This window comes from Myxacorys sp., assembly GCF_059501405.1.
Map to the genome: position 1 here is coordinate 1 of NZ_JCACCM010000133.1, position 15,918 is coordinate 15,918.

Below are 15,918 nucleotides of genomic sequence, written 5' to 3' on the forward strand. Positions count from 1 at the left end.
TGTACGCTTCGCCAACACTGTTACCAGTGTTCACGCAACACTCGGTACCTGGTGCTTTGCCAGAGCTTCCAGAATCAGGACTTGCACCTGATAGACAAAGCCGAGCTTTGCTCGGCGCACTTGCGACACAACCAGAAATTCTGCTTCGACTGCGTGCGCAATAATTTGCTGTGCGCCCTGTCGTACTAATTCTGTTAGCACATATGTAAACATTTCTGTTGACTCTGAGGTTTTAAAATCAATCACGTTATCGTTGTTTATGATGTATTCCTGGTCTGATTTTTGCACTTTCAGCAGGATACACCTTTTTTCTCCTTATTTTCCATACACCAAATCAAAGCATAACCCTATCGAATGCGCCCGTTAGTCCATCACCCTGTACGATGATAGAAGCCAGGCTGGAAACTCACTTTCTCAGCGGCTCCCTATGCCGGGCTAGGTCAGGTTCAGGCACCTGTAAAGTTCATAGTACCGCCCCATTGAGCGGGGCACGACGGAGTGAAATGAACCCAAATGCAGATCGTCGCTACTGAAACTGCGATGCCGTTGGCCAATGCTGTAGTGCGCGAGCTTCGTGGCGCCGCGGCCACGAAGTTGCAGACTCAAACATTCAGCAATGGACAAATTGAAGTTCGCTTCACCGGCTCCCACACTGACGTTGTTCTGTTCCAGGTATTTGCGGATTGCGTTCACGACAGACTTTTTGAATTGCTGCTAGCACTCGACCTCCTGCGCGCGGCCGGTGCACAGCGATTAACAGCCGTGTTGCCGCACTTGCCTTATTCTCGCTCAGACCGGCCTGCAGCAACTGGAGCACCAGTGCCAGCACGCTTGCTTGCTTCTCTAATGGAACATGCCGGGCTTTCCCGTTTGGTCACGGTCGAAATGCATGCACCCCAGATTTCAGGTTTCTTTCGCTGTCCAGTAACGAACATTGACTTCGTCCCGGCACTAGCGCGTCACCTGAGCGATGTACCGCCTGAAAATCTGGTCGTCGTATCGCCGGATCTTGGCGGAGCCAAGCGGGCCGAGCGGCTTGCTATTGCGCTACGCTGTCCCGTAGCGGTCTTACGTAAGCATCGCGAGAACGATATCCGAAAAGGTGTAGAGGTATTGGGCGAGGTCGCTGGTCGCGCGGCATTGCTTATTGATGACGAGGTTAACACTGGGCAAACGTTGCTATCAGCAGCTGACCTTCTAAAGTCGCGTGGCGCAACTAGCGTTTGTCTGGCTGTAGCCCATGCCTTGTTCACACCTGACGCCGTGGCTCGGCTATGCACCTCAAGTGTCGAACGGGTGATAGTTAGCGACAGCACTGGCTCGCGCATCTTTCCGAAAAATGTGGAAATAGTTTCAATTGCAGGAGATATTGCGGCTTGCCTCTGAGGTCGCGCTAGACAAATGTTGATCGAAGGTCGATAAGTACTCGGTTTACCTGAGGGCTTAGTGCCGCCTCAAAGGCATCCTCAGCCCGAGATGCCGGTATGATCTCTGTGCGCAGTATGTCGAGAAAAAAGTGATCGTGAGCCATGAGGGCAACAGCAGCAGAAACATTGGCGGCGCTTTGCGCAACCGTCCCAATTATTTCTATTTCCCGGTAGTGCACAAGGTTGGCACCGATCCGGACGTCGTCGTTATCTGTAATCGATTGGTATAGTACAATCCGACCGCCGCGCGCCAGCGCGCTGAGAGCTAACGTAACTGCGCGGGCCCCAAATCGCGTACAGGCAACAAGATCGAAACCCCAGCCGTCCGTCCACGCGTTCTGCTTCTGCGTGTCCTCAACTGCACTCAGCGCTTCGCACGATACGGCACCAGCTGCTATGCCTTGAGAATAGGTGGCTTCATCGTCGTCAAACAAGAAAACGCGGCAGCCCTTTCGGGTTAGCAAAGCAGTGTGAAGCAAGCCCATCGTGCCGCCCCCGATAACCGCCGCCTGTTCACCAGCACGAGGTCGCGCTCGCTCGATACTCCGCAGCACGCAGGCGACTGGCTCAATTAGAGCAGCCTTTTCCGCCGATAGTAGCTGAGGTACCCGGAAGGCCTTATATGATGGGACAATGATTCGGTCGACTAGGCCTCCGGGGCCGATCGGCAATCCTGGCCGCGATCCGGTGTGGAGGTAGGCACAATGATTATCGAAACCTTTGCGGCATGCATGACAAACTCCACAGCGTTGCATAAGCAGCACCGCGACGCGATCGCCGACCTTGAAGTCTGCCGGGGAATAGGGAGCCGCTTCCACAACCCCTGCCAGTTCATGCCCCCCCCAATACGGGTAGGTGGCCCGAGTGCCCCGGTACACCCGTTGTTCTGGCGTGCAAAGCCCGCAAAATTCGACGCGTACAACGAGATCAGTAGCAACCGGCTCAGGAACCGATAGACGTTGCTTCGAAACGCGACGAGGAGCGGTTACAATCAGTCCTTGAACATCCATCGTTCGCTCAACAAGCTTAGGCTAGGGTAATTTCGTTGATAAAAGGGATCGAGAATAGCTTTGGCATTATATCGCCCCAATCGTGCTGGAGTGGAATCTCGGTTTGATCAGGTCGAATCATTTCAAGGAAAGCTGGTGGAACGTCTATGTCACAGATGCGCCGAACCTGTGACAAAACATAATATAGAGCGGGACGCATTTCATACTTGTAAGCGATCGCGGCAACTTCCCCCCAATTTACATTGGCTAACTGTCGATGTAATACTGCGTGAAGATCCCCTAACATAATTAGCCTGAGCGAGTTGTAGAGGAAGGCCTCGTGGTAGAGTCTAGCAGCCAAAAACCAAACCGCTCCGGTCGGCGACTGTACCCGCACTACGCGACCGAGCGTATTCGCTAATTGGACGCCCGACCAGATATCCTCCTCGTCGATGCCGACGGATAGATTAACGTGTATATCAATAAAAATTGGCATGTGCATCACCTGCCGCGAATCGACGAAAGATTTCACATGCCTGTAGCGGAGCTTAGTGGGCAGATCACTGGATGCAAAAGGCGATTCGACTTTTTCGATTCGTGCAAAAACTGGCAAAGCGTAAGTATCACGAAACGTTGCCGGACCGATCGGCTTCTCTTCATCTGTCCAATGCCCGTTTGTAGGGTCGAATATCCCGTGCCGATACCCGATTTCAAACATGAGCTTCTGCACTCGATGCGCATCCGCAGGTCTGACCATGATATCGACGTCAGTCATCGGTCGCAGCAGCGGGTCCGGATAGTAAAGTAGCGCGAGATCTGGTCCCTTAACCAAGAAATATGCAATGCCCGCCTGATCAAGCGCGTCCATAATTGCCAACAGATTCCGGAACTCAAGCACAGACCTTACCCGTGACATTGTGGTCCAGCGCTGTATGTATGCTTTTGCCCCGGTCGGAAGCGTGTCTAGAATGCCAAGGCGGCGGAGATGGTACTCGACTAGGGGGATCGTGCGATTATTCTCGGCCCGCCAGGTCACGTATGCCCAATTAATTTCCTCTTTGGCTAACGATCCAATCCGCTCGTCATCGTGGGGCTGCAGGAAGGCCCTACTTGTGAGGAGCAGCAGCGAGTCTTCTCGTGATAGACGAAGCATTTTGGAGTGTCCCCATGCGCAGATTCTTACTCTTCCGTCGCGCCCTCTGGGCTGTTGAGAGTTGAAATCGAGGCCTTCAGGTCAGCCAGCTGCTCCTCGAACGCTGAGAAGCTTTGATCAACATTCTGTCCGAGGATCTGCTCAAGGGTAAGGACCTCGTCTTGTGGCTTTTCTTCTACGGACATTAGTTTGTGAACTGAAGAAATAGGTAGCAATTGCGACAGAAGTTGACCGCCTTTTCCAGTCTGAGCGTTATCTCGAATCTGTCGTATCGCGGTTTCTGCCAATAACCCATCGATTGTGATAAGGAGCTTTCCATCATCCTCATCAACAGAATAGCCGAATAGCCTAGCTCTTGTCATCCCACCACCTCAATCGTTAATAGATGCTATCTGCGACTCTTCAGCAGCTCGATGTCTGCTCGGAGCTGCTGAAGTTGCGTTTGGGCTGCCAAGAGCCGGGAGAACGCGGCGCTTAGCGCCTTTGTTGATTGACCACCGCTTCCTCCAGTTGAGCCCATGTGAACAGGTCCACGGCCGATGCGTCGACCGACAAGGCCCGTATCAGCGGCGCGGGGTCCTCCGCGATGCGTCGGCTGCCTGCCCACCATTTGGACATAGTATCCCTGACCGACAAGGCCCGTATCAGCGGCGCGGGGTCCTCCGCGATGCATCGGCTGCCCGCCCACCATTTGGACATAGTATCCCTTCGGTTCGCCGCGCGCAGGGGTTGTTCCGAAGCTGCTAGCCTTGATGGACTTCTCTAGCTTAAAGAGCGCAGCAGACAATTGCTGCCCTGCCGCCTCGAAGCTGCGCTCGAGACGCGCTAGATCTTGAACCATTTTGGCAACAATTTGCGCCTGCTGAGCGACCTGGGCGTTGCCCGAGTGTTGCGCCACCTGCACGAGTGAATGGGCAGCCTGTGACGCCCCCTTAAATGCCTTGCTCATTTTGCTGCAGCCTCCGATTCTAACTGGCGATGCGCGGGAATTGTGCCCTTCCGATAGGTGCAATCCAGATCGGGATCCACCAATGCATACTCCGGAAAGCCGCCGCTATTGTAAACCTCTTGGCACAACGGATAGGGGGCATTCTTCTCGCCGTAGTGCGACCAGCTACTCATCTTGCAGACGCCTCGACAAACAGAGTAGAAGACGCAATTGCCGCATACACCTTTGACATCGCCGTCACCGATACTGCGGAGCTCATGGAAGAAGGGGCTGTTGCGCCAGATATCCATCAACGGCATCTCAAACGCATTTCCACCTATCATCTCGGGGTCATCGTAAGAGGCACTACACATCGACACTTCGCCGTTGGATAGGATACCGAGGACATTGTCACCCCACCCACAGGTATGCACGCCTGTAAGGTACTTGAGCGGCATAAGTGCAGGAGGAAGCGTCATGTAGGCGCGTCCCGTCTCAAAGTGTGGCGATTTAAGCAGACTGCCGATAAGCAGTTCGCATTCATCCAGGGTTATGGCATTGCTCTCATGCTGCCGGGCAGTTCCGCTCGGATGAATATTAAGAAGGGTTCGGTGCTTTTTGATGCCCCAGCCCAGGACTAAGTCGATTATCTGCAAAACACTGCTATAGTTGTTGCGATAAGCTGTGGTCGTCACCACAGTCTGGATGTTCGTCTCACCCAGCGCGCGGAGGACGGCCGTCGTTTTGGCGTAACTTCCCGACTTGCCACGGAACATATCGTGGGCATCTTCTTGATAGTGATCCAAACTCAGAAAGATGGTTAAATTCGGCAGTCGAGACAGGCGCTCGATGGTCTGATCATTGAAGAGTGTTCCGTTCGTCTCCAGCACAAGTTCCTGCAGCCCACACGAACCAAGATATTCCATCACGGCCATAAAGTCCTTGTGGACCATCGGCTCACCACCTGAAACTTTGACCTTGCGGAGGCCATGAGGGCGAGCTTGTTCAATGAGGCCGCGGATGGTTGCTAGGTCGAAGTCGACTCCTTTGGCTTTCGGCCCGACTCCCTCAATGTAGCAATGCTGGCATCCGAGGTTGCACTTGCGCGTTAAAAACAAGTAGATGGTTTTTAGCTCGTCTTGTGACGCATACCGCTTCGCACCTTCGCGCCTCACCAAATCTTGCAAGGATTTGCGAACGGTGTGATTGCCTTGACTTGCAGGTAGCCATTCTAAGGCGCCCATATTTCCTCCCTCTAACATCGAATTAGACTTACTAACATCGAATTAGACTTATTACCGGAGCTTCGACAAGTTGATCGCGGCCTTTGAGTACCCCAATCTCTAGCATAAATGCGAATCCGACAACGATGCCGCGCTGCGAAATGATAAAATCCGCCGTCGCCCGTGCGGTCCCGCCAGTAGCGAGCAAATCATCAATCACAAGACATCGTAGATTAGGTGTAACTGCCCCAGTCGTGATCTCCAACCGACCCGTACAGTACTCGCAAGTATAGTCGAAAGACTGAACTTCGCCGGGCAATTTGCCCGGTTTGCGGACCATGACGAGTCCAGCACGTAGGCGATCGGCCATTGCCGCGCCAAGAATGAACCCGCGCGCATCGATTGCTAGAATTGCTTCGACGTCGAGTGGAGCGATTAGCGGTTCAAGCGCAGACACTGCCTCGGTCAGGGCACCTCTCTGCGCCAACAAGGGAGCGAGATCCTTGAAGAGGATGCCCTCGATCGGGAAATGTGGGACTTCGCGCAGCAAATCCCGCAGCGAGCGATCAAGTTCGGGGTTAAGTAGTGGACCTGAAGCTTCCCTCATTCCTTTCACCTTTGTAATCGACGTGTAACCGCTAAAGCAATCTCCCAAGGCATCGGTGCGTTAGCCGCTCGCACTGCCGTCATTCAACCTCTTCGGATCTGATTCCCCGCAGCTTCTTGCGTTTGGGAAACACAGCGTCTGAAGGGTGCTGTTGAGCGAAGTCGAGCCGCGAAGCGTGCGAGTGGAGCGAAGTGATACACCGTCCGCTTGCGACGGTGACGTTCATTCCGATTCATCTCATTAAAACCTCACGATTTGGAAAATGCAATATTTAGCCCAGAACTTTTCATCTAATGCAACATTTAGTCATTTAATGCAAAATTGGATTGTGTCGCAAATACTTTTTAGTGACAAATGGGTAGTGCTACACAATTAATGAAGCATTGTAGTGATGAATGAAATACCAAATAGCCCCAATATAATTCTCCAACGATTTTGCGAAGGACAAAGTCCTTCGCAAAAGCCGAGACACCCATTGTCTCAACGTATTGTTGAATCGCTCAATATAGCTGGTCTTGCCAGTTTCTTTGCCCACGGTTCGATGACGCTTGCTCGGTAGAACGGCTTGATACGCTGCCCAAAAATCGGTGTAGATGACCGCGCACTGGCGGTAAATCGGAGGCAAGGATTGCCAAAGTTGGCGGGCTGCGGCTTCATCGCGTGCACCGATATAAATCCCTACAATCTCACGAGTGTCGGCATTGAGAGCCAACCAAACCCATTGTTTGTTACCTTTGTTGTCCACAAACGACCACAACTCATCACATTGAATCGTTAACCTCCCCTTTTTTTGGAACTCACCTGCACTTGCCGGGGTTCCTGGGCATATTTCTCATTGACAGATATTGCAGCCATTGTTCAGAAACCTGCACAGCACGAGCGATTCTAGCCAGAGAGATACGTTCTAGAAGCAATCGGTCAATCAGTTCACGCATTGGTCGGTCAATTACTTTTTTAGTCGGTTGTTCGACAAACTGTCGTCCGCAGGCATGGCATTTGAACCGCTGTTTGCCGTTATGGATACGACCATTCTTGACCGTTTGAGAAGATGCACAAATTGGGTAGGCAGGCATGAGAAAAAACATCAGCAAGAAGTCCTACGTCTCTATCATTACATCTTGAGCACTACCGATATGTATAAAGTCCTCAAGGCTATGTTCTATAGGCTGAACGAGGATTGTCGCTGGCGACTGCTATCCGACAATATCCCCAGGTGATGTATACCTAACTTCCGCAGCTGGCACATCAAGGAGACAGGAGTGCGAGTGCACAATCAATTACGCCAGTGGGTACGAGTCTATAATGAGCAAGAGCCGAGACTTTCCGAGAATACATTCAAAGCGATTAACAACGACTTTTCGTCTAGAGAATTCAGGATTCTATAGAATAATCTGTGAGTTGAGAGGGGATGATTAGAGGCCTGTTTCTACATACACCGTGTGTGGGTAAAAGCAACCATTGCCCATCAGCTCTTTCTACTGAAGAAATTTGTGGGGACAGTAAATCCCTAGTTACTCTGAATGATCTCGCAAATATCTTCTAGCTTGATGGTTTCGCTCCTGTGTTTCGGAAACCAACAACTTTAGTAAGAAAATCGAACCAAAAGGCTGCTCCCCTGGATACGGCAACTCCTGTCAGCAACCAACCAACTAATTGTTCCCAGGATAGATCCACAAAAAGATTTGCTGGAAATGTTCCACTTCTACCCAGAGGCAAGGCAGGTATATCAGTCAACAAAGTATTTACCTGTTCTTTCAAATTGTTCATACATTCCTTCTCTGCAGCGCTACTGGTAAAGCAGAAAGTGTTATCAGCGACAACTTGGCTGGCTAAATTTGAGAGAGTTGACTGAAGAATTCTGTCTTGGGAAAGTGCTTGCACAATGTGAATTGAATTGGCATTCACCAAGAATGAAAGGACTAGCCCGAGAACAAAACATAACCCCCTAGTATTTCGGGTATAAACTCCACTTGCTCTCTCCATAGATTGGTCAAACCAAAGACTGATCTCCTCTTTGAACTTTTGCCAGACATCTTCTCCCTCCTTAAGACTTGACTTGGCTTTAACTAGAAGCAGCTGTAGATTCTCTATCAGCTGTTCGGGTAGTTGTTGACTTGACTTTGCCTGTTCTAGTTTTATAAGCAATTGATCTGCATCTTCTCCAAAAGTCAGTTCTTGCCCATTTAGTTGGCTAAGAACAAACAAAAGAGCTATAGCAAAAGCATCTGAAGGTAAGTAGGAAGGTCCAACGGAGGTTTTTGTTCTCCAAGCTGCTCGTTGATGTAGAGACTGAATCAATGGATGCTGGTAGAGCGAATTGACTAAGTTTAGTCCCTCGAGCGATTTTGGATTGCCAGAGAGAAGATTGACGATCGCAGTCTTTAGATTACGAGCGCGCCATTGAAGAATGGTGGACAGCAACTCCTGAATCTCAGATACTAATAAGCTCAAAACTAAATAGATGGTAATGAGACCAATTGCAACTTCCACTACTGTTGAAAAATACATTTGCTTGATTTCCCAGAATAGAGGCACCAAATTCTTGGGGAGCTTGGTGCCTCCTGTACTTTTAGTCGCAGTAGGTACGCTTTGGCAAAGTCGCATCTAACACGAAGGGGTTTTCATTGCCTTGGAGGGTTAGGGCGATTGCCCGGCTGCGGGCTACCTCAGTCGCGTCAATCGGATCAGCAGCTTGCCACTTACAGAGAATATCTCTCTGGTCCTCAAAGAAGCTAGCTTTAGCTAGTTCGGGATAGACTGTGCGGAAATAAAACATAACCCGAGCAATATCTCCTTTCTTCGCCTCCCGCGGTTCAAAGGAACCCCGTTTGAATTCACTGTACTTGTCTATCTCTGTAGAACTGGGCTTGACAGGTAATTCATCATCATCGAGGTACCAAGACGTGGTTTGATTATCAGGAATCTCTGCGAATGGAAAGTTTGACCGATCACTGTTGATCTCTTGCCGTGAGGCAAAAAGGTTGTGCAGATCACTTTTTGCTGGTCCTTGAGCCCCCATGCTTTGGGGCCAAACATGTTCTGCATTGATGCCTTTTTGTGTAGCTTCGTCTTTTGCCTTGGTGGAGCTTTTACTGATTGGAACGCTATAGCCACCGTAGATATCCGTGACGATACCCCCTTGGTTATCGATTTCGGTGTAGAGTAACTCACGGGCAGTACCATATCCAAGGGGAGTACGAGGAGAATACAGCTTGTCTAGCTCTTCCAGTAAGCCCTTCCCGTCAAGACTAGGAAGGATCGGGCTTGAGGTAGCCACTGGTTTAGGCGGAACAGCTGGGACTGGTGAGGCAGGGGCTGCTGTCCCTAGGGTAGATACAGTAAATCGAGCAATCACAGGGTCATGATCGCTAGCTGATCCAGAGATGCCTGCATTAACATGAACGGCGTCTATCTCGGGCTGTCCCTTGCTGAACAGATTTGGAGTCACCAAAATCTGGTCAATTTGCTCCTTACTGCCTCTAAAGACAAAGGAGAAACGATCTGTTAATGGAATATTGTCTACCAAATTTTTCAGCTCGCTCCCTTGAAGGGTCTTAATAGGCGGGGAGGCTGGAGTATCATTGAGATCACCAAGAACAACGATATTGGCGCTTGGGACAGTTTTCAGCTGATCGACGACAAATTTGTTGACAATGATTGCTTGGTTTTTTCGTTGGGTATTGGAAGCAGTTCCCCCATTCTTAGAAGCAAAGTGGTTGTTGACTAGGGTGATAGGAGTATTGTTGAACAAAAATTCACCCACTAATGGTTTGCGGCTCTCAGCAAAAGCTGGATCATCAGCAAAACGTTCAACTTTCTGTAGCTTCACCCGTTGAGGATTGAATAGAAATCCTACTCGGATGTTGCCACCGGGTTGCCCTCCATCCTGCCCGTTCTTGGGAGCAATTTCCCGGTATTCATAGGTTGGACCTCCTACAGAGCCAATTGCTTTAATCAGGGTGCTAGCAGTCAGGCTGGCATTAACCTCGGAACTCAATTCAGCTCCATCGTTGTCTTGCACTTCCTGCAAAGCGATAATATCTGGTGCTTGAAGGTTCGTAACGATTTGACCTGCTAAAGCTGCAAACTTACCATCTTTGACATCATCATCGACATTCCTAGGTGTGTTTCCATCAACTTTGGAAACACTTTCTTTTTTAGGATCTAGATTTTCAACATTGAAAGTAGCGATCGTTATTTGAGAAGGGCCCCCTACTAAAGATGTAGTTACCGCACTGTAAGCAACACCTGAGGGAAGGCAAAATACAAGCAAGGCAACTAGCCATAGTGTCTGTATGGCTTTACAAATAGAACGAATGATCATTTTTCCTTGGTTGTGAAAAATTGAATTCAATAGAGATATCACAGGTTTGCCATTCCTACTGTTGATAGAGCAAGAGTATTCCTCCCAGCTGTTGGGAGGGTCAGACAGGGCAATCTTCCCAGAACACTCTTGCTCTATATAGCAACAGCTTTTATAACTCTTCGGCAAAACTCTATATTTTTTCTAGATCTCACATTCAGTAAGAAGCTGTTTCTAAAGAAAAGTGACGAGGAGTAAAAGTAGACAGATCTCGTGCGGAAATAGAAGCGTAGCCAGTGGTTCATCAAATGAGTCGAAACTCCTATCCAAGCGATCTGAGTGAGGCATAGTGGGCAATCCTTCAACCACTGCTGCCCGCTGAAAAGAGTGTCGGGGCACGCACGAAGTCGAGTTACGAAAAGTTATCAACGCCCTGATCTATGTGGCTGATAATGGGATTAAGTGGCAAGCACTGCCTCACGATTTTCTGGCTCGGCAAACCAAATTATCACTGTTTAGAAACCAATGCCCAGTAAATCAGTTAGAGCTTATGAGGTGTGCCACGCTGACCACTGCTAATTGCGTAGTCAAAAAAACGTTTCGCATGTATTAAGCACTGCTCATTAGTCAATACTTTAGATTCAGGCTGTGCTGTATCCTGAGACTTGTAATCACGATAGTTCGTTTGATAGGAGAGGAACTCTTTTGCTGCATCCTCATATATAGCGAGGGCATTATCAGTGCAGAGGAATGAAGTAATTGAGGGAGATTTATCATCTTTCTTACCTGATAATATGTGGAAAGGCTTATTCTTTACTTCTCTTTTAAATTCAGCATAGCTATTATTCAAGCGTTCGAAGTACTCAAATCCAAAGTTCTCTGCAGCTATTGGGTATGGCGCTTTCAGGTCGTTCTCGGTAAGGTTGTAGAGTATGTTGCCAATTAAATACATACTAGGATCGCGCTGTAAGTAAACAACATCCTTAACTCTTCCTAGTGCCATAATTCCCGCACACTGAGAACAAGATTCAAGAGAAGTATAAATTGTTACCGAGCTGAGGACGGTTGAGTAACCTGTTGAACGCGGCAGATCCTTCGGTTCACGTGTTTCCCAATTATCATAAATTTGAGTTAAGCTAAAGACCCGTCGAATCAGTCTTGATTCAGCATGCTCAACTGAGCTATTGAAGAGATCATTGTGATTGAAATCAAAATCAATGATTTCACCTATGCCATCAACAGCAAGGCTTCCAATATTGTGTCCATAGTAATCACCTCCGCGATATGTATCATTCGCCAGTCGTTGCTTCTCGCGCCATGGATACTCGCCTTCATTTTTACGTTTGTTCCCATTCCAGTTTTGATGCACCAATGCCATAAGAAGTAAGGAATAAATTCGGTGCCGCTCTCGTAGTTCGTCCTGTATCTCACGATATTCAATAGCAGCAAGCTTCGAGACTGATTCATCCCAGTATTTAGCCAATGGACTATCAATGTAAACAGGTGGCTGTAATGGGGACTGGTCGTTCACTACGTGTTACCTCTATTAGCATTATCTTGAGGATTACTGAATCTCTGTGAGTCCATACCTTACAGTTCGCTATATGCAGAAAACATAGCGTCTGCAGGTGCTGTTGAATGAGGTCAAACTACAGAGCAGGCAGGCTTAGCGAAGCAATACTCCATTCGCTTTCGGTGGAAACGTTCATTTGAAGTTAGCAGAAAATTCATTATTTAGCTTAATGTTTTAAGAAAAGCTTCACTAGTTTTTATCAAAGTTCTTACGTCGATGAAGGATTCTTAAGTAAAGTTGTTGATCCTGCTGACCAAAACGGTGTAAGCCAAAGCAGTGTTTTGCTGTTTTGAAAAAGCTTTCGATGCTCCATTGGTGTCGTCCCCACCAGGTAATCGTACTTCCCTTGAGTAGAGCTAATTCGTGGTAAAGGTAGAGAAATTAGACTGAAATAGTTGCACTCTGCTCACGCTCATGAGTCTGATTGACCATCTCAAACAGATTGAAGATTACCATGCTCCCCGTGGGCAACGTTACCCGCTCTGGCTGATGGTACTGTTAGCGATTCTCGGTACCATGAGCGAGTGCTACGGTTATACCGCACTAGAAGAGTTCTGTGTGCGACACTACGCTGCTCTCAGCGAGTGCTTTGGTCTCGATGTGACTCGCTTACCCTCGGACTCGACGTTTCGCCGCTTATTTGAGCAGCTTGACTTTGAGCAGGTCGTGCGAATGTTCAATGCGTGGACAGCCGAACAAATACCACTCGGTGAAGGAGACTGGTTAGCCATTGATAGCAAAAGCATCTAGGCATCAGTGATCCGTTTAAAGGTAATAGCACTCAAAATGGTGCCTCAAATAATGGAATTCAAATTGCTGTAACCAACGCGTATCAGTTTGATGGAATACCAAAGATGGTGGGACAAGCAGCCATCACACTAACTGCAAAAGCACAAGATCAACAAGGCACCGATCTCTCCAATGCGATCATTTGGAAAAATTAGGATGGAACAGTTCTCGGTCAAGGTGGAACGCTCAACTATCAGCTTAATAAAGTACAAACTGCAACGATTGTGGCAGAGGTGACTGCTTCCAATGACGACCAACACTACCGTTGTCATATTTGTGCGCTCTCCGCAGGAGATCGTAGAAGGATTTGCATAACTTCCCGATCTTGCCCGTGTATATCCTCGACCATCAATGAATTTGAAAGGGAAAAACAATGTCTAACATCAACACAGATGACACGGCCAAGTCAAGCAGCATCTGACGTTGCCATCTTTTCAACAATGGCTCGACAACCAAAAGCACCGCTTTTTTTGCAGTCTCAATTTACTAAGGAGAAAATCATGAGTACCCAATCCATCAAAGGAATTTGTGCAAAATTTAATCGCAAACATAATGTTGTCAGAATTGCGTTGGGAACATTCGTAATGAGCGCACTCGCACTCGGTCTGGTTCCATCAGGTCCAGCGTCTGCGGGAACTTGTGGACAGACGTTCCAGTCCAGGGTTAATGGCGGCGAGGCTGCTTGGTCGCTGCATTGCAACGGCAACAAGATCACTATCGACGGATGGGTGAAGGACACCAAAGGCGACGGCATGTGCGCCTGGGTTAAGGCGTTCGGCAACGGGGGCATGCCAGGGAGCATGCCACACGCGAAGGCTTGCCCCAAGGGCAAGGTGACGGATTTCCAGTGGACAACTAACGGCACCGAAATTAATGCATACCTGTATGTCCGGTAGCTCAGACCAACACCACAGCAACGTCCCCAGCGAGTGGGGATGTTGCAACTTGATTGCGGCTTTGTACAACTAGGACCAGCGGGCGCATTTGAACAGAAAGTAACGTTAAGCGGCTCAATCAGCGTGTACCAGTTGAACCCTCTGGAACTTAGGAGCCTCAAACCCCTGCTATTAACGTTCGCTCATAGTGGCTATGTACCCGTTGTGCATTCTGCTCACAAACCGGACAGACTAGCGAAGATTGAATTGATATCACATCAATTCTCACTTGCTTTTGAATTCGATCTAGTTCGTAATCTTAAAGTTGTAGATAGATTTGATTAAAAAAGAGTTCGGTGATTAGTTCCACAAATGTTCTGAAGCGTTTTTTCTCTATTCTGACATTTGATTCTCATTCCGACATTCGTTCACCAAAAGAGTGCAAGAACCTGTCACTGTCGCGGCCCGGAAATGGTCTTGACATTTAATAGTCAGCCGAGGACCACATGCCGCAGCAGCATGGCGATTGTCGCTAGGGAATTGACTCCAAATTTGATGAACTGCAACCGCGTAATGTTAGTAATGTTAGTCAGCGGATTTTACGCAGGTGGATGTGCCCTAAGGAACGGGATGACCGACTCTAGATCATCGGTCAGAAGCAGGTAATCACTGAAAGCTTTCTCAGACGCCAGCTTCTCGAGCAATGGATAGACTTTCTTGCGTTTATCCTTAGGGTTATGCCGCGTCATGTCTGGTGGGTTCCAGTAGTCCACGCCGAGCAAAATCATAGGACTTTTTACGCCTCCGTATGTGCGGTAATAGTTCTGATTGGCGTCTTGAAAAATTTCTTGAACGGTGCCGCCGTTCCCTTCGGCGAATATGATTCCACCAAGTGCCAGTGCAAGAAGTCCCTCTTCACGGACACTGTTCTCGAAGTACTTAGCTATGTGCGTTGCAAATACGTTTGGCGGCTCATGTCCATAGAACCATGTGGGGATGCCGAGATTTTGGCTCTTGTCTGCGTTATCCGGCGACCCCAGACTCTGCCAAGCCTCGAAGGCGACACTCAGCCATGCAGCGTCTTTGTACGTCGGTGCCATCGCCAACTTGACGAGGACGGATTTCAGCGCCGCCTCCGGATCTTTGAAGCCTGCCGTGTAGGCCCCAAGATTGCCAGCCTCCATTAGTCCCGGTCCACCGCCCGTAACGACGAAATAACCTTGCAGCGCTAGCTTCTGAGCAAGCAACGCGATGTCTGCGAACACTGATCGATCACGCGGGACATCGTGTCCGCCCATAATCGCCACCGACTGTTTCCGCCGAGGCAGATCCATGAAGTCGTCGAGAGCGTCCGCGATCGACGCATCGTGGAGACGTCTGAGCAGAATGACATCGACATCTACAGGTCGTTCCGCTTTCGACTTCGGATCCAGAAACGACTCGTAGATGATCCAGTCCAAACACTTTTTATATGTGTCGGGGTCTTTATAGTCAAAGTTCTTATACAGTTCAGCGGGCGTATACAGCAACGGACGAAAAGGATCGAACGGCATGCTGGCGCTAGCGATTGGCGGCACGACTAGACAGCTAGCTGCGACTGCGGCTTGCGCCAGAGATGCTGTCATGCGGCAGCCGATAAAGACACAATCGCTGAGATCGCCCTTAGCGATGTCATCCGAGTACGTCGTCAGATCCTGCCCTTGAAAGACTGCTGGCCCATTTTTCTTAAGCCATGCACATACTTCCTGCTCAGAATCAATTTCGAGCTTCATGATGGTTCCCTCAAAGTCGATGTAGCCATAAGGTAGCGGTTTCACGTGCGAACGTCTAGCTTTCCTACGTCCGGATGAAGTGCAAGCGTTTCGATGATCAAGAGGTCATCGGCATTCATGGCGAATGTACAGTGCCAAATTAAATGACATCGAGACAAAATCGTGTCATCAAGTCAGTCTTATCACTACAGGCTTCCAGGCCTTGAGGCTAAAGTTAAGTTTATCTCACCGTTCGCGTAATCGAATTTGACTATTCGGAATTCGCAATGAGGCAACTGT

Annotated in this window: 14 protein-coding genes and 3 pseudogenes; 4 read left to right on the forward strand and 13 right to left on the reverse strand. The window is 49.0% G+C overall.

Features of this window, described 5'->3' with window-relative positions:
* Positions 1 to 30: 30 nt before the first annotated feature.
* Positions 31 to 213 (reverse strand): hypothetical protein, encoded by a 183-nt coding sequence (locus AC5I6P_RS18415; RefSeq protein WP_495695241.1) that lies wholly within the window; start codon positions 211 to 213, stop codon positions 31 to 33.
* Between the two features lie 300 nt (positions 214 to 513).
* Between AC5I6P_RS18415 and AC5I6P_RS18420 the strand changes: the two genes are divergently transcribed.
* Positions 514 to 1,386 carry a ribose-phosphate diphosphokinase gene (locus AC5I6P_RS18420; protein ID WP_495695242.1) on the forward strand — a complete coding sequence of 291 codons (873 nt, stop codon included), beginning with the start codon at positions 514 to 516 and terminating at the stop codon, positions 1,384 to 1,386.
* Positions 1,387 to 1,393: 7 nt separating this feature from the next.
* Here the strand turns inward: AC5I6P_RS18420 and AC5I6P_RS18425 are convergent, their stop codons facing one another.
* From AC5I6P_RS18425 to AC5I6P_RS18470, 10 genes and pseudogenes are all read right to left on the reverse strand, one after another.
* Positions 1,394 to 1,861 (reverse strand): hypothetical protein, encoded by a 468-nt coding sequence (locus tag AC5I6P_RS18425; RefSeq protein ID WP_495695254.1) that lies wholly within the window; start codon positions 1,859 to 1,861, stop codon positions 1,394 to 1,396.
* A gap of 180 nt (positions 1,862 to 2,041) precedes the next feature.
* Positions 2,042 to 2,437 (reverse strand): annotated as a pseudogene (locus tag AC5I6P_RS18430) (alcohol dehydrogenase catalytic domain-containing protein); the annotation flags it as partial.
* 16 nt (positions 2,438 to 2,453) lie between these two features.
* Positions 2,454 to 3,569, reverse strand: coding sequence for a nucleotidyltransferase family protein (locus AC5I6P_RS18435; RefSeq protein ID WP_495695243.1), 1,116 nt, complete (start codon positions 3,567 to 3,569; stop codon positions 2,454 to 2,456).
* A gap of 26 nt (positions 3,570 to 3,595) precedes the next feature.
* The gene (locus AC5I6P_RS18440) at positions 3,596 to 3,931 is read right to left on the reverse strand and encodes a hypothetical protein (protein WP_495695244.1); all 336 of its coding nucleotides are present in this window, start codon (positions 3,929 to 3,931) and stop codon (positions 3,596 to 3,598) included.
* A 583-nt stretch (positions 3,932 to 4,514) separates the two neighbouring features.
* Positions 4,515 to 5,741 carry a radical SAM protein gene (locus AC5I6P_RS18445; RefSeq protein ID WP_495695245.1) on the reverse strand — a complete coding sequence of 409 codons (1,227 nt, stop codon included), beginning with the start codon at positions 5,739 to 5,741 and terminating at the stop codon, positions 4,515 to 4,517.
* 31 nt (positions 5,742 to 5,772) lie between these two features.
* Positions 5,773 to 6,327: an adenine phosphoribosyltransferase gene (locus AC5I6P_RS18450; RefSeq protein WP_495695246.1), complete on the reverse strand. Its 555-nt coding sequence runs from the start codon at positions 6,325 to 6,327 to the stop codon at positions 5,773 to 5,775.
* Between the two features lie 79 nt (positions 6,328 to 6,406).
* Entirely contained in the window at positions 6,407 to 6,553 is a 147-nt protein-coding gene (locus AC5I6P_RS18455) for a hypothetical protein (protein ID WP_495695247.1), read from the reverse strand.
* 138 nt (positions 6,554 to 6,691) lie between these two features.
* Positions 6,692 to 7,400 (reverse strand): annotated as a pseudogene (locus AC5I6P_RS18460) (IS1 family transposase).
* Positions 7,401 to 7,866: 466 nt separating this feature from the next.
* Positions 7,867 to 8,835 carry a hypothetical protein gene (locus tag AC5I6P_RS18465; RefSeq protein ID WP_495695248.1) on the reverse strand — a complete coding sequence of 323 codons (969 nt, stop codon included), beginning with the start codon at positions 8,833 to 8,835 and terminating at the stop codon, positions 7,867 to 7,869.
* 61 nt (positions 8,836 to 8,896) lie between these two features.
* Positions 8,897 to 10,681: an endonuclease gene (locus AC5I6P_RS18470; protein ID WP_495695249.1), complete on the reverse strand. Its 1,785-nt coding sequence runs from the start codon at positions 10,679 to 10,681 to the stop codon at positions 8,897 to 8,899.
* Between the two features lie 355 nt (positions 10,682 to 11,036).
* Between AC5I6P_RS18470 and AC5I6P_RS18475 the strand changes: the two are divergent.
* Positions 11,037 to 11,243: pseudogene (locus AC5I6P_RS18475) on the forward strand (transposase); the annotation flags it as partial.
* Here the strand turns inward: AC5I6P_RS18475 and AC5I6P_RS18480 are convergent.
* Positions 11,172 to 12,161: a cytidine/deoxycytidylate deaminase family protein gene (locus AC5I6P_RS18480; RefSeq protein ID WP_495695250.1), complete on the reverse strand. Its 990-nt coding sequence runs from the start codon at positions 12,159 to 12,161 to the stop codon at positions 11,172 to 11,174. The pseudogene AC5I6P_RS18475 and the gene AC5I6P_RS18480 sit on opposite strands and share 72 nt — an antisense overlap.
* Positions 12,162 to 12,617: 456 nt before the next feature.
* Here AC5I6P_RS18480 and AC5I6P_RS18485 point away from each other — a divergent pair, with 456 nt between their 5' ends.
* The gene (locus tag AC5I6P_RS18485; RefSeq protein ID WP_495695251.1) at positions 12,618 to 12,953 is read left to right on the forward strand and encodes a transposase family protein; all 336 of its coding nucleotides are present in this window, start codon (positions 12,618 to 12,620) and stop codon (positions 12,951 to 12,953) included.
* Between the two features lie 479 nt (positions 12,954 to 13,432).
* Positions 13,433 to 13,888, forward strand: a complete 456-nt coding sequence (locus AC5I6P_RS18490) for a hypothetical protein (RefSeq protein ID WP_495695252.1) — start codon at positions 13,433 to 13,435, stop codon at positions 13,886 to 13,888.
* Between the two features lie 578 nt (positions 13,889 to 14,466).
* Here the strand turns inward: AC5I6P_RS18490 and AC5I6P_RS18495 are convergent.
* Positions 14,467 to 15,639, reverse strand: a complete 1,173-nt coding sequence (locus AC5I6P_RS18495) for an LOG family protein (protein ID WP_495695253.1) — start codon at positions 15,637 to 15,639, stop codon at positions 14,467 to 14,469.
* Between the last annotated feature and the right edge of the window lie 279 nt (positions 15,640 to 15,918).

Coding starts and splice junctions, on each gene's coding strand:
- AC5I6P_RS18415 (WP_495695241.1), bottom strand. CDS start 213: ATGTTTACATATGTGCTAACAGAATTAGTACGACAGGGCGCACAGCAA.
- AC5I6P_RS18420 (WP_495695242.1), top strand. CDS start 514: ATGCAGATCGTCGCTACTGAAACTGCGATGCCGTTGGCCAATGCTGTA.
- AC5I6P_RS18435 (WP_495695243.1), bottom strand. CDS start 3,569: ATGCTTCGTCTATCACGAGAAGACTCGCTGCTGCTCCTCACAAGTAGG.
- AC5I6P_RS18440 (WP_495695244.1), bottom strand. CDS start 3,931: ATGACAAGAGCTAGGCTATTCGGCTATTCTGTTGATGAGGATGATGGA.
- AC5I6P_RS18445 (WP_495695245.1), bottom strand. CDS start 5,741: ATGGGCGCCTTAGAATGGCTACCTGCAAGTCAAGGCAATCACACCGTT.
- AC5I6P_RS18450 (WP_495695246.1), bottom strand. CDS start 6,327: ATGAGGGAAGCTTCAGGTCCACTACTTAACCCCGAACTTGATCGCTCG.
- AC5I6P_RS18455 (WP_495695247.1), bottom strand. CDS start 6,553: ATGAACGTCACCGTCGCAAGCGGACGGTGTATCACTTCGCTCCACTCG.
- AC5I6P_RS18465 (WP_495695248.1), bottom strand. CDS start 8,835: ATGTATTTTTCAACAGTAGTGGAAGTTGCAATTGGTCTCATTACCATC.
- AC5I6P_RS18485 (WP_495695251.1), top strand. CDS start 12,618: ATGAGTCTGATTGACCATCTCAAACAGATTGAAGATTACCATGCTCCC.
- AC5I6P_RS18490 (WP_495695252.1), top strand. CDS start 13,433: ATGGCTCGACAACCAAAAGCACCGCTTTTTTTGCAGTCTCAATTTACT.
- AC5I6P_RS18495 (WP_495695253.1), bottom strand. CDS start 15,639: ATGAAGCTCGAAATTGATTCTGAGCAGGAAGTATGTGCATGGCTTAAG.